Source organism: Arthrobacter ipis (assembly GCF_014694315.1).
GTDB classification, from domain to species: Bacteria; Actinomycetota; Actinomycetes; order Actinomycetales; family Micrococcaceae; genus Arthrobacter; species Arthrobacter ipis.
Genome location: NZ_JAAOXD010000003.1, coordinates 649,026 through 662,386, shown reverse-complemented (window position 1 = coordinate 662,386; position 13,361 = coordinate 649,026). Strand labels below are relative to the sequence as shown.

Below are 13,361 nucleotides of genomic sequence, written 5' to 3'. Positions count from 1 at the left end.
GGAATCCGATGAGAAAACTTTTATGGATCATCGTTGCCGTCGCGGTGGCGTTTTTCGTCGTGGGCGCCGTCATCAAGGCGGTGGCCTTCCTCCTCTGGGTGGCGCCGGTCCTCCTGCTGGCAGCCGTGCTGGTGTTCTTCCTCAACCGCTCGGGCGGCAAACGCATCCCCTGACGCTTCCTCACCTCCTGCAGGTTTCGGCCCAACGCTTCCTCACCTCCTGCACGTTTCGGGCCAACGCTTCCTCACGTACCGCCTGAGGAAGCGTCGAGGGTTATGCCGCGGGTGATTACTCCGCTGACATTCCGGGTACGGCACTAGTAACGTGGAAAATTCGCAGGCCTAGGCTGAACGGGAGCGCAATCGTGGGACAGAACGGAACCTCCGCTGACGGAACGCACAAGGATGCCCCGGTACCCGCTGCCTGGACAGCCGGTGCCGTGGAACTCATCCTGATCCGGCACGGCGAGAGCCAGGGCAACGTGGCCGCCACCGACGCAACGGTTTCGGGCGCCGAGGTGATCGCGGTCCCGGCCCGTGATGCCGACGTCGAGCTTTCCTCAACAGGACGGGAGCAGGTGACGGCCCTGGGCCGCTCACTGGCGGCGGTTCCCGAGGACCGCCGGCCCGACGTCGTCATCTCCTCCCCCTACATGCGCGCCTACCAAACAGCAGAGATCGCCGTGGAGACGGCCGGCTGGCACGTCCCCGTCCGCTCGGACGAACGCCTCCGCGACCGCGAACTGGGCATCCTTGACATGCTCACCGCCTTTGGCGTGGAAACCCGGCTTCCCCAGGAAGCAGAACGACGGCGGTGGCTGGGCAAGTTCTACTACCGCCCGCCTGGTGGGGAATCGTGGGCGGACGTGGCACTGCGGCTTCGCTCCGTGATCGGTGAACTGAACGCGCTGGGCAGCGGCCACCGGGTGATGCTGGTCTGCCACGACGCCGTCGTCATGCTGTTCCGCTACATCCTCGAAGGCATGTCCGAACGGGAGCTCCTGGACGTGGCGGCCAGCACCCCGGTCCTGAACGCCTCGCTGACCCGCTATGTGCGGCCGGACGGTGTGGGCCCGTGGACGCTGGACAGTTTCAACGAGGCCGACCACCTTATGGAGCAGGGCGTCGAAGTGACCGAACACTCCGGGGACGCCAATGTCCACCCGCGCTGAGCCTGCCAGGGCGGCTGCCGCCGGCACGGCTGCCACCCTGATCACGCCCACGCTGCTGCGCAGCTGGCCGCTGCCCTCGGCGGGTTCCGACAAATACTCCCGCGGCGCGGTGCTGGTCATCGGCGGCGGGAGGCGGACTCCGGGTGCCGCATTGCTCGCCGGCACCGCCGCACTTCGCGCCGGAGCCGGCCGGGTGACCCTGGCCGTGGCGGAGTCAGTGGCCGTTCAGCTGGCGGTGACGTTGCCGGAGGCAGGGGTGATCGGATTGCCCCAGTCCGCGGGTGGTTCCGTGGGTGCTGCCGGGCTGGAAAACCTGCTCGAGGACTTCGATGGCGCAGATGCCGTCCTGATCGGCCCGGGACTGGACGACATCGAGCAGACCGAGGCGCTCCTCCGCGGTCTGCTGCGGCATGAGTCCTCCCGGGATCCGGGTGATGCTCCGACAATTGTGCTCGACGCGTACGCCCTGGGCGCCCTCCCCCGGCTGCTTGACGAACTGGGCCCATGGACGGGGCGGCTGATCCTCACGCCGAACCCCACCGAGGCCGGGATTTTGCTGGGCCGGGATACTGGGGACTTGGCGGCCGACGTCGTCGAGCTCGCCCGGAAGTACCGGGCGGTAGTGAGCTGCCAGGGCGTCATTGCCGGGCCTCGCCTGGGAAACCCCGACGGCGGCGAACCGGGAACAGGCTCCCCCGGCGTTGACTCCCCGGACACCGGAGACCACTGGGAAATCACTACCGGCTACGGCGGGCTGGGGACTTCCGGCAGCGGCGACATTCTGGCGGGTGCGATTGCCGGACTCCGCGCGCGGGGCACCAGCGACGCCCAGGCCGCCTGCTGGGGCACGCATCTTCACGCCGCGGCAGGCGACAGGCTCGCCAGCCGGGTGGGCAGCCTGGGCTATCTGGCTCGGGAACTGGCTGACGAGCTGCCCCCGCTCCTGATGGAACTGGCCACCTAGGCTGACTGGACAGCTGATGGAGCTTTGTCGAAATCCTCGGTCTCGACCAGTTCAACCAGCGGAAAAAAGCTCAGGCCACTGGCTCACTTCATCGACTTCAGGATGGACCGGAGGGAGGCGGCGGCCTGGGCGGCTGCGGCCTGCGGCTCGGCCCGGCCCGCTGCAACGTCGCTGACTGCATTCGCTATTGGCAGTTCGTTCATAGCGGCACCGGTAAGGTCGCCTTGGCCCTGGACAATCCCCCAGTGCTCCAGATCCTCGGAGCCCTGCAGCACGGCGGAGAGAACGTCCCTTCCGTAGACGCTGCCGAACTGCTCAGTCCTTCCCGTTGCCACGGGAAGGGACATCCAGGCCTCCGCGTACTCGGCCGGATTCGCGGCGCTGCCGGAGCGCACTGGCACCCGCTCCTCCGGTGCGATTGCCAGCCAGTCGGCGTAGCCGTCGGTCAGGAAGTACTCCACGAACCGGCGGGCAGGTTCGGTATCCGAATCAGCTGTCACGGTCCACGAGATCACTTCACCGAAGTGCGCCGGCCGCTGTCCGTTGGGCCCCTGGAGACCGGTGAGTACCCCGGTGTTCCGTGCCAGGAACAGCGGGTCGTTGCTGCATTCGGGGCAACTGGGCCGGGCGTCGACGCGGGTGCCAGCCAACTCATCGAGCATGTGCGTGGGCCAGATGGCCATGGCGGCCTTGCCGGCGAAGTATGCGGTCCGCACCGTATCAACGTCCTGGATGCCGGCCCTGGAGTAGTCCCTGAGCAGGTCGCGGTAGAAGGCGAGCGCCGCCACGCACTGCGGGCTGTCGAACGTGATGCGGTCCTTGGCATCGATCATCTCGCAGCCGTTTCCGTGTGCGATGTGCTCAAAGGACTGCTGCGTGAAAGCCTGGCCGGTCTTGTTGGCCGCGACAATGCCCGCCAGTTCCGGGGAATTCAGCTTCCTGGCCGCGGCTATAACGTCCGCGTACGTCCGGGGCGCCTTCAATCCAGCCTCGGCGAAGAGGTCCTTGCGGTAATAGATCAGCTGCTGCCAGGCGGAGCCGGGAACGGCCAACTGGTGGCCGTTTCCGCGCGTCAGTTCCAGTGCCCGGGCGGTCCACGTTTGTTCCCCGAGGCTTTGCACTATGTCCGCGTTTGTCTTGTAGTTGATGTGGCCAGCCGCCGCCATGGTCCGGACCTGCCCCAGCGACAGGGAAGCCATCACGTCGGGAAGGTCACCTGAAGCGGCCGAGGAGGTCAAGACCTGATTAAAGCGGTGCGGGGGCACACCCACAAGGTCAGCCTTGATGCCTGTGGCCGCGGTGAAACCCTCGATGACGACCCGAAGCTTGGTCATGCGGTCCGGAAGCGTCTCGGTGGTCCAGACCGTGATGTTATGGTGGTCGACGTCGGCGCTTGGTGCGGGTGGTTGACCGTTGCCGGACGTGCAGGACACCAAGAAGGCCGCCGCCAAGGACACCGCCGCTAGAACGCCCGCCCTGACGTGGCCTCTGGTCCTATTCACCTGGCGCTCCTGCCAAACGGTGCCGCAGTATGAATGCACGCCGGGCGACGAAACCCCGCGCACAACTGGGAGACCTGTGTTTAAAGCGTATCCAATTGCTCCCCGACTGTCAGTAGGGCGGGCTTCCGCGGTGTTCAGGGTGCACACGAAGGGACGGCCCCGGCTCGTTGAGCCGGAGACCGTCCGCGAGAGGATCCGGATGCTGCTGCCGTGCGCTATTTCGCGCGGTGGCGTGCTCCCGGGCTAACCGCCCTGCTGGCAGCCGATTTGAAGCCCCGGGTCCTCCCGTTCACCGCCAGCCGCATCGGCTGGTCGTAGAAGTTTTATAGCACCCCGTCCTTTACGCCACAAGGGTTGGGCCGCGGGTTTTTTCCTCGCGGATACCTGGCCGCTGGAGCAGGGATTCAAGGCGTACGACGGCGGGCTGCCGGCTGTTCCGGCCGCGTCTCCGCCGGCTGGGGGTGCTATTGCCCGGCCCGGCAGGGCGGGAGTATTTTAAGCGTGGGATTGAGCACAAGCAGCAGGGCACCGATGCCCCCTTAACAGGAGCACGTCAATGACGACTATCTCCAACGCCCAACTGCCCGGCGAAGCGCAGCGTCCCTCCGGCGACCCCTTGTGGTGTTCGGAGTGCCAGACGGATGAGCACCTGATCGTCGAGTCGATCGAGGCCCTTCATCCCCCTCATGACGGCCTAGTGGACGTGTCCTACACCTGCGTCGAATGCGACCACTTCTATGCCCACCCGGCCGGCGTCCACGACGTTGCCGGTGTGCTGAACCGTCACGGCCAGGTGATGGGGGTGCTGCAATTCGGCGGCGAATACTTCCACTGCGGTGCGCCGATGACATCGGTCAGTTCGGGAACCAGCAGCATTTTCGGCTCGGAGCTGGGCCGGCACCGGACCATCCACGACGTGCATCTGCCCACCCGGCTGCTGCACTGCGCCTGTGGGTTCCAGATGGAAGTGCCGGACTGAACAAGGACCCGCGCGAACAAAGGACCCCGCACTGACCGGTACACCCGAGTTTTTGTGCAGATAATGGGCGCTAGATGCCACTTTGGAGCCATGATCTGCACAAAAACTCGGGGGCAGGTTGGCAGGGAGCGGCGGCAGCGCGCCGTCGTACGAGCTACGAAGGTGAGGAGAACGGCAATGTCCATCTTGGCACGCGACATCATGACCGGCGGGGCGGAGTGCGTCGGCGAGAACGAAACCCTGGAGCAGGCGGCCAGGAAGATGAAGGATCTCGACGTTGGTTCCCTCCCGATCTGCGGCGAAGACAACCGGCTCAAGGGCATGCTCACCGACCGGGACATCGTGGTTCGCTGCCTGGCTGAAGGTGGCGACCCCAAGAGCACCAAGGCGGGCGATCTCGCCGAGGGCAAGCCCGTGACCATCGGCGCCGACGACACGGTCGAGGAAGCAATCAGGACCATGCAGCAGCACCAGGTGCGCAGGCTGCCCGTCATCGACGGCCACGACCTGATCGGAATGCTCAGCCAGGCCGACATTGCCAGGAACTACCCGGAGGACCGGGTGGGCGAACTGGTGGAGTTCATCTCCTACTGAGCGCGGCTGCGCGTAGCCTGCCCATCGCCGCTGCCAGCAGGCTCGGGTTCGGCAGGCTCGGTGGGCGAAATCTGGGCGTCCGGGTACACCTGCTCGGGGCGGTCCCCGTAATAGCGGGCGAGCCAGCGGCACAGCCCGTCGAGGCCGGGAAACAGCACACGTTCGGTGACGTTTGCTTGATCCAGGTGGTTCCGGATGGCCCATTTCAACTCAGCCGGAAACACCACCTTGCGGTACAGCTCCGGATGCCCTGCCAGCCAGTCCGCCAGCGAAGCCTCCGGATCCGTCATGATCGAGAACACGGCGGACTGGTTGACGATCCGGTCATCCAGCGACGGAGGTTCAAAGAACAGCGGGACGCCGCCGCCGTCGTCGGACCTGTATTCGTCGAAGTCTTCCAGCGACTCAGCGGCAGCGGTGAGGATCTCGGTGGTGAACAGGCCGTGGCCCAGCGGCTCCACGTGGGTCCGCAGGCCCGCCGGCAGCAGCTCGTGCGCCGCCACGTAGTCCACGCACCAAACCACACCGGGCGGCCGCCCGTAGCCCCGCGGGTTCGAGGTGGCGAAGTGGAGTGCGACGTACGGGGAGAACGTCCAGTCGAGCAGGCGGGTGGGAAGTCCGTGGTGCTGGGCGACGCTCAGCCAGTTCCAGAGCGAATCGCCGGGCGTGGCGTTCCGGTGGGCGTACTTCTTGAAGTTGCGCAGCAGGTGCTGTTCCAGGCCCGCGGCGGCTTCAGCCTGCAGCCTGGCGAGGCCGGTTTCCAGCGGGTAGTCGTCCGAGGAGAGGCCGCGGTAGGCGATGTTGATGCGGTACTTGGCCTCCGACGGCTGCCACTGGTCCTGGGTCAGGGCAAAGACCAGCTCCTGAAGATCTCCAACTTGGACTTCCTGTCCGTTTCCCACAGAACCGCCTTTTGAACTGGCGCCAACACAAGTTGCGCTGGGTACTTATCTTCAGATACTAATCATGCTTACTATATTCATGCCAGCAATGGACAACCGCAGGAGAATCTATGCGCAGACTGCTTGCTACTTTCACCGCCGTACTTGCCCTTGCCGGTGCCGGACTTTCGCTCGCTGCGCCGTCGTATGCTGGGCCATCCGCTGCGGCCGCAACAGCGGCTGTCCACGCCGGGGCAGTTCAAGCTGTCCCCGTTCAGACGGGCTCATCCGATGCAGCCGGGACGCCGGCGCCCACCGGAAAGTCGTCCCCGTCCGCAACCCCGTCGGAGCCTCCGGCCAACCCAGGCACAGGAGAACCGGCCGAATCGGAAGCCAACCGCCTCGACTACGCCCCGTACGTCATCGCAGCGGTATTGATTGTCACCCTGATCATCATCTTTGTCTGGCGACACCGCCGCGGGAACAAAACCGTGGTCTAGGCGCCGCCAAGAACGGGCTTCCTTAACAGGGCAGATCAGAGTAGCCGTTTCACCAATTCCAATAAAGGAGTAGGCGCCATGACCACCATGAACAGCGCGGCCGGTGCAAAGTCCCGGCTGCAACGGGCCGCCCAGGCCGTCGGAGCAGTATTCCTGCTCGTCGGCATCCTCGGCTTCATTCCCGGCATCACCACGAACTACCCGTCGCTGGGAATGGCCGGACCCGCCTCCGATGCCATGCTTCTGGGCGTCTTCCAGGTATCCATCCTGCACAATATCGTCCACCTGCTCTTCGGCGTGGCCGGCCTGCTCATGGCCCGGACGCCGGGACAGGCAAAGAGCTACCTGCTTTACGGCGGGGTCATCTATCTGGTCCTGTGGCTGTACGGCCTGCTGATCGGGCACGACACCGCTGCGAACTTCGTTCCGGTCAATACGGCTGACAACTGGCTGCACTTCCTGCTGGGCGTTGCCATGATCGGACTGGCCCTGCTGCTCTCCCGCGACACCAGGAGGGTCCACGGTCCCGCGACGGGCCATTAAGCAGTAAACCTTTTGCGGGGGTGCCGCAGGCGCTATCCTGATGCCGTCGGTTCTGTGAACCGCTCACGGTGTTGCCGGCACCCCCGCACCAAACGGGGCGATGAAGCGCGATGCCGGGGAGTGGCAAAAGATGACCGCATATCAGCAACCAGCCAGCACCACCGCCACTGAGGCTCCTCGCGTGGTGCCCCGCCGAAAAGGCAACATGGTGGTCAAGTGGATCACCTCCACCGACCACAAGACCATCGGGTACATGTACCTGATCGCGTCTTTCGTGTTCTTCTGCCTCGGCGGCGTGATGGCTTTGCTCATCCGCGCCGAACTCTTCGAACCCGGCATGCAGGTTGTGGCGACCAAGGAGCAGTACAACCAGCTGTTCACCATGCACGGCACGGTCATGCTGCTCATGTTTGCCACCCCGCTGTTCGCCGGGTTCACCAACGTGATCATGCCGCTGCAGATCGGCGCACCGGACGTCGCGTTCCCCCGGCTGAACGCGCTGGCCTTCTGGTTCTTCCTATTCGGCTCCACTATTGCGGTGTCCGGCTTCATCACTCCGCAGGGGTCCGCTTCCTTCGGTTGGACGGCGTACGCGCCGCTTAACAACACCACGTTTACGCCGGGCATAGGCGGCGATCTGTGGGTTTTCGGCCTGGCCTTGTCGGGCTTCGGCACCATCCTGGGCGCGGTCAATTTCATCACCACCATCATCTGCATGCGCGCTCCCGGCATGACCATGTGGCGGATGCCGATCTTCACCTGGAACACCTTCATCACCTCGGTCCTGGTAATCATGGCCTTCCCGCCGCTAGCCGCCGCGCTGTTCGGTGTCGGCGCGGACCGCCGCTTCGGCGCCCACATCTACGACCCCGAGAACGGCGGGGCGCTGTTGTGGCAGCACCTGTTCTGGTTCTTCGGGCACCCCGAGGTATACATCATCGCGCTGCCGTTCTTCGGCATCGTGTCCGAGATCTTCCCGGTGTTCAGCCGCAAGCCGATCTTCGGCTACAAGGGCCTGGTCTACGCGACCATCGCCATTGCGGCCCTGTCAGCCACGGTCTGGGCGCACCACATGTACGTCACCGGCTCCGTGCTGCTGCCGTTCTTTGCGCTCATGACCATGTTCATCGCGGTCCCTACCGGCGTGAAGTTCTTCAACTGGATCGGCACCCTGTGGGGCGGTTCGCTGACGTTTGAGACCCCCATGCTGTGGAGCATCGGTTTCCTCATCACGTTCCTCTTCGGTGGCCTGACCGGCATCATCCTGGCCTCCCCGCCGCTGGACTTCCACGTCTCGGACTCGTACTTCGTGGTGGCCCACTTCCACTACGTGGTGTTCGGCACCGTGGTGTTCGCGATGTTCGCCGGCTTCTACTTCTGGTGGCCGAAGTGGACCGGCAAGATGCTCAACGAACGCCTCGGCAAGATCCACTTCTGGATGCTGCTCGTGGGCTTCCACGCCACGTTCCTGATCCAGCACTGGCTCGGCGTTGAGGGCATGCCCCGCCGCTACGCCGACTACATGCCGCAGGACAACTTCATGGCCATGAACCAGTTCTCCACCATTGGCTCGTACCTGCTGGGCGCCTCCCTGATTCCGTTCTTCTGGAACGTCTTCATCACCGCCCGGAGCCGGGAAAGGGTGGAAGTCGATGATCCGTGGGGTTTTGGTGCCTCGCTGGAATGGGCCACGTCCTGCCCGCCGCCGCGGCACAACTTCACGTCCCTGCCGCGCATCCGCTCCGAACGTCCCGCCCTGGACCTGCACCATCCTGAGCTGCGCGTCCGCGAGCACGACGCCGTTCACACCCCAGCTGCTAGCGCCCTCGGTGCTGCAGACATCGGCGAGCGTGACGTGAGGAACCCGAACCCGGACGTCTAGCAGGCACCTGATATTCGGGCCCGGCCGCTGGCGCAGGCATCTTCCAGCACAGAGCGAGGCCCCGGACTCCCTGGGGAATCCGGGGCCTCACTGTGTTCCGAGGTAGCTGTGTTCAGGTCAGGTAACTGCGCAATCCATCTAACTTATGGCCCGACTCAAGCCGCCGCCGCGACCGGGAAGCGGCGGGCTCCGGTGCCCATACCGCCGTCGGCCGGGGCCAGGACGCGGACGTTGCATTCAGACTGCTGCGGATCAATGGAACGCGGCAGGTGGTGCGTTTTGGAGCATTCCCGCAGCTGTTCGAGGGCTACGGGTTCGACACGGGCGTGGCTGACATCGACGACGAGCTGCAGGCCCTGACGGAGGTGGTTGGCGCGCTTCATAACGACGTAAAGAGCTTGGATGCTTTGGGCGGTTACATGTCCCTGGGCGGCGACCTGAGCCTCACCGCAGTCAAGGTCCACGCGGACCAGTACCTTGAGCTTCTGGTTCAAAACTTCTCCCCTCATGCGCGGCCGCGACGCTGCGACCGGATCTAACCCTAGCCTGCATGTGACTCAGGTAACAGAAAAATCCTGAATGTTGCGGAAATGGGACATTTGGGCCTATGACACGCAAATGGTCCGGCGATTCGGGAATTCCCGCCTCGCCGGACCATTTGTGTGTCCCCAAGTGTTTTGCTCGTCCCCAGCAGCAGCCGCCGGGCGTTCCTCACGTGTTCGACGACGGCAGCCGGCCGGGCGGGCAGCCTAACTGCGGGTCGGGTCGGGGCGCAGTGGCTCGGGCCCGGGGTCCGGCACCGGAAGCGGGCCGGGCGGCTCGGGCGTGGGAATGGGGTTCGGAGGTGCGGGACGGGACGGATCGGGCCGCATGGGATCGGGCCCCGGTTCCGGCGGGAACGGCTCTGGTTCATGCACTGGCGGGATGGTCATGCTTCCCCCTCGAAGGCTCATGTGGGTTCCTTATTGCTGACGCGAGTTCAGGATACGCCCGGCGCAGGGGCGGGGACAGGGCCTTGGCTTGCGGGCGGAGAGCGTCAAAAAGCCAATCGCTCCCCCGGTAGCGAACGGCGGCCCAAATGTCAGAGGGGCTCTATATATTGAGAAAATGACCCACACTCCGCTGCAGCAACCCGCAAGCTCCTCCGCCGCTGCCACGCCCCGGCCGCCCGTCGCCAAGAGGGTGCCGGCCGAGCGCACGCACCACGGGGATACCTTCCTGGACCAGTATGAGTGGCTGCGGGACAAGGAGTCCGAGGAGGTCGTGGCGCACCTGAAGGCAGAGAACGCCTACCAGGAAGCCCTCACGGCACACCAGGAACCGCTGCGCGAGGCCATCTTCCAGGAGATCAAGGGGCGTACCAAAGAGACAGACCTGTCCGTTCCCAACCGCAAGGACGGCTGGTGGTACTTCAGCCGGTCCGTCGAGGGCAAGGAATACGGCATCCAGTGCCGGGTCCTCGCCCAAAACACCGGCAATCCGGTGGCAGACTGGACACCGCCGGCGGTGGAGGCCGGCGTCGAGATCCCCGGCGAGGAAGTCCTGCTGGACGGCAACGTGGAAGCCGAAGGCAAGCCGTTCTTCTCCGTGGGCGGCACCGCCGTCACCATCGACGGAAACCTTTACGCCTACGCCGTGGACAACTCCGGCGACGAGCGGTTCACCCTGCGGATCAAGGACTTGCGGACCGGCGAACTGCTGCCGGACATCATCGAGAACGTCTTCTACGGGGTCTCCTTCTCCCCTGACGGCACCCGGCTCTTCTACACCGTGGTGGATGATTCCTGGCGCCCGTACCAGGTCAAGTCCCACGTCCTGGGTACCCCCGTCACCGACGATGAGGTGATTTACCAGGAGGACGACGCCGCCATGTGGCTGGGCTTTGAGCTCTCCTCGGACCGGCGCCACCTCGTGCTCGGCATCGGCTGCTCCGAGTACAGCGAAACGCGCCTGCTGCGCTTTGATGATCCCGGTGCCGGCCTGTCCACCGTCATCTCCCGCAACGAGCGCGTACTTTACGAGGCCGAGCCGTTCCTGCTCGAGGGCCCGGACGGGCAGAAAACCGAACGCATCCTCATCACCCACAACCGGAACGCCGTGAACTCGATGGTCTCGCTGGTGGACCCGGCCGAGCTGTCCAAGCCGCTGGCCGAGCAGCAATGGATAACCGTCGTCGAGCATTCCGACGACGTTAGGGTCAACGGGGCGGGGGTTACTGCCAGCCACCTCGTGGTCTCGATCCGGAAGGACACCATCGAGCGGGTCCAGGTGATGCCTCTGTCCGGGCTGGGCACCGCCGCCCAGCAGGCTCCGGTGGAGCCTGCGTTTGACGAGGAGCTGTACACGGCAGGGGTCGGCGGCTCCGACTACGAGGCGCCCGTGATCCGGCTGGGCTACACGTCCTACTTCACGCCGTCGCGCGTGTACGACTTCGTCCTGCCCACCCCGGAACAGCCAGCCGGCGAACTGCTGCTGCGCAAGGAAAGCCCGGTGCTGGGCGGCTACGACGGCTCCGACTACGTGGCCACCCGGGAGTGGGCCCAGGCCGCCGACGGAACCCGGGTCCCCCTCTCGGTTCTGCGGCACAAAGCCGTCGCCCGGGATTCGACGGCGGCCGGCCTGGTCTACGGTTACGGCTCATACGAGCTGAGCATGGACCCGGGCTTCGGCATCGCCCGGCTTTCACTGCTGGACCGCGGAGTTGTGTTCGTCATCGCCCACATCCGGGGCGGCGGCGAACTCGGCCGGCACTGGTACGAGGACGGCAAGAAGCTCAGCAAGAAAAACACGTTCACAGACTTCATTGCGGCCACAGACTGGCTGGCGCAGTCCGGCTGGGTGGCACCGGACCGGATCGCCGCGCTGGGCGGATCCGCGGGCGGCCTGCTCATGGGCGCAGTGGCCAACCTCGCCCCCGAGAAGTACACGGCCATCGTGGCGCAGGTTCCGTTCGTGGATCCCCTCACCAGCATTCTGGACCCGGAGCTGCCGCTGTCGGCCCTCGAGTGGGAGGAATGGGGCAACCCGATCACCGATCCCGCGGTGTATGAGTACATGAAGTCGTACACGCCATACGAGAATGTCCGCGAGGTGGCCTATCCGAAGATCGCGGCCGTGACGTCCTTCAACGACACCCGTGTGCTCTACGTGGAGCCGGCCAAGTGGGTGCAGGAACTGCGGAACAAGACCACAGGCAGCGAGCCGATCGTCATGAAGATTGAAATGGACGGGGGCCATGGCGGGGCCTCCGGCCGCTATGTGCAGTGGCGCGAGCGGGCCTGGGACTACGGCTTCATCGCGGATTCGCTGGGGGCCACTGAACTGCTGCCCGGCGCCGGGCTCAAGTAGCCCATCCGTTGCTCCGGAAGTGCCCTTTTGAACGCTCAGAAGGGCATCTTCGGAGCAATGGATGGGGTTTTCGGGGTTCCTGCCTGCGCTGGGTGTTTCCAGAAAGCTGGGGTGTTTCCAGAAAATAGTAATCCTGCTTACTATTGACGGGCATACGGGCTCGGTGCACCTGTCCGCTGGGGGCGGGGAATCCGACGCCGGAACTGGAGCCTCGCGTGAGCAATGAACAGGGATTGACCCCGCTTTCCGACGACGAACTCAATGCGCAGGCGGGCACCGCCCTGCCGGACAAGGAAGTCGCGTCCGTACTCGACCTCAATGCAGACCTCGACCTGGGGATCAGCGCCGCCGCGCCGATCGACCTTGCCGTGGCGGCCAACGCCAACGTCGCGGCCCCGATTGACGCGGCGGCCTCGGCCAACATCCTGTCCTTCGGGTCGGAGTCGCAAGCCCTCGCCGACCAGGGCGTCATCATCGACCAGGGAATCACGGCGGATGCCACGGCAGACTCCGTACAGGACAGCACCATCACCCAGGGGTCGGATGTTGACCGCGGGATTGTCGACGGCGGGACTGTCGACGGCGGGACGCCGGACAGCACCGCGGATGGCGTCGTAGACGGCGGCACTGCCGACACCACCTCGGACGGCCTCATCGACGGCGGTACGCTGCCCGACGGCACGCTCCCGGACGGCACGCTTCCCGACGGCACCAGTGTCGGCGCCCTTCCCGTGGATCCGTCCACTGCCCTCGACGGAGACCTGCTCAATGTCAACGTGGATCTCGCGGCCGACGCCGACATCGCCGCCCCGATCAACGGCGCCGTGGCCGCGAACGCCAACGTTGCCGCGCCCATCGATGCGGCAGTTGCAGCCAACATCGGCTCGATTGACAGCGACGCCTTCGCCGTGGCCCAGCAGGACGCCATCATCACGCAGGACATTGACGGCGAGGCCACCGCGTCGGCAGATCAGCAGTCTGATCTGCAGCATTAGTT

13 protein-coding genes are annotated in these 13,361 nt (G+C 65.2%); 10 read left to right on the top strand and 3 right to left on the bottom strand.

Translation table 11 applies throughout. The annotated features are described in order from the left end of the window. Positions 1–8: 8 nt before the first annotated feature. From G9E11_RS10115 to G9E11_RS10105, 3 genes are all read left to right on the top strand, one after another. On the top strand, positions 9–173 hold the full coding sequence (locus G9E11_RS10115) for a hypothetical protein (protein WP_190605248.1): 165 nt from the start codon (positions 9–11) through the stop codon (positions 171–173). 191 nt (positions 174–364) lie between these two features. Continuing rightward, the gene (locus G9E11_RS10110) at positions 365–1,171 is read left to right on the top strand and encodes a histidine phosphatase family protein (protein WP_414635186.1); all 807 of its coding nucleotides are present in this window, start codon (positions 365–367) and stop codon (positions 1,169–1,171) included. Next, entirely contained in the window at positions 1,155–2,135 is a 981-nt protein-coding gene (locus G9E11_RS10105) for an ADP-dependent NAD(P)H-hydrate dehydratase (RefSeq protein ID WP_190605246.1), read from the top strand. Before G9E11_RS10110 ends, G9E11_RS10105 begins: the two co-directional genes overlap by 17 nt. Positions 2,136–2,218: 83 nt before the next feature. Here the strand turns inward: G9E11_RS10105 and G9E11_RS10100 are convergent, their stop codons facing one another. Beyond that, on the bottom strand, positions 2,219–3,637 hold the full coding sequence (locus tag G9E11_RS10100; protein WP_311764338.1) for an ABC transporter substrate-binding protein: 1,419 nt from the start codon (positions 3,635–3,637) through the stop codon (positions 2,219–2,221). A gap of 556 nt (positions 3,638–4,193) precedes the next feature. Between G9E11_RS10100 and G9E11_RS10095 the strand changes: the two genes are divergently transcribed. Then, positions 4,194–4,616 (top strand): hypothetical protein, encoded by a 423-nt coding sequence (locus G9E11_RS10095; RefSeq protein WP_190605244.1) that lies wholly within the window; start codon positions 4,194–4,196, stop codon positions 4,614–4,616. Positions 4,617–4,793: 177 nt separating this feature from the next. Next, the gene (locus G9E11_RS10090; RefSeq protein ID WP_190605242.1) at positions 4,794–5,210 is read left to right on the top strand and encodes a CBS domain-containing protein; all 417 of its coding nucleotides are present in this window, start codon (positions 4,794–4,796) and stop codon (positions 5,208–5,210) included. Here the strand turns inward: G9E11_RS10090 and G9E11_RS10085 are convergent. Continuing rightward, on the bottom strand, positions 5,204–6,112 hold the full coding sequence (locus G9E11_RS10085) for an FRG domain-containing protein (RefSeq protein WP_311764337.1): 909 nt from the start codon (positions 6,110–6,112) through the stop codon (positions 5,204–5,206). The genes G9E11_RS10090 and G9E11_RS10085 overlap by 7 nt on opposite strands. Before the next feature lie 110 nt (positions 6,113–6,222). Between G9E11_RS10085 and G9E11_RS10080 the strand changes: the two genes are divergently transcribed. From G9E11_RS10080 to ctaD, 3 genes are all read left to right on the top strand, one after another. Next, complete coding sequence (locus G9E11_RS10080) at positions 6,223–6,591, top strand: LuxR family transcriptional regulator (protein ID WP_190605240.1); 369 nt, start codon at positions 6,223–6,225, stop codon at positions 6,589–6,591. A 78-nt stretch (positions 6,592–6,669) separates the two neighbouring features. After that, positions 6,670–7,134, top strand: a complete 465-nt coding sequence (locus tag G9E11_RS10075) for a DUF4383 domain-containing protein (protein ID WP_190605238.1) — start codon at positions 6,670–6,672, stop codon at positions 7,132–7,134. A gap of 130 nt (positions 7,135–7,264) precedes the next feature. Then, positions 7,265–9,016 carry an aa3-type cytochrome oxidase subunit I gene (ctaD, locus tag G9E11_RS10070; protein WP_190605236.1) on the top strand — a complete coding sequence of 584 codons (1,752 nt, stop codon included), beginning with the start codon at positions 7,265–7,267 and terminating at the stop codon, positions 9,014–9,016. Positions 9,017–9,171: 155 nt separating this feature from the next. Here the strand turns inward: ctaD and G9E11_RS10065 are convergent, their stop codons facing one another. Then, the gene (locus tag G9E11_RS10065) at positions 9,172–9,510 is read right to left on the bottom strand and encodes a hypothetical protein (protein WP_190605234.1); all 339 of its coding nucleotides are present in this window, start codon (positions 9,508–9,510) and stop codon (positions 9,172–9,174) included. Between the two features lie 613 nt (positions 9,511–10,123). Between G9E11_RS10065 and G9E11_RS10060 the strand changes: the two genes are divergently transcribed. Then, entirely contained in the window at positions 10,124–12,364 is a 2,241-nt protein-coding gene (locus G9E11_RS10060; RefSeq protein WP_190605232.1) for a S9 family peptidase, read from the top strand. 215 nt (positions 12,365–12,579) lie between these two features. Beyond that, positions 12,580–13,359, top strand: coding sequence for a peptidoglycan-binding protein (locus G9E11_RS10055; protein WP_311764336.1), 780 nt, complete (start codon positions 12,580–12,582; stop codon positions 13,357–13,359). Positions 13,360–13,361 lie beyond the last annotated feature (2 nt).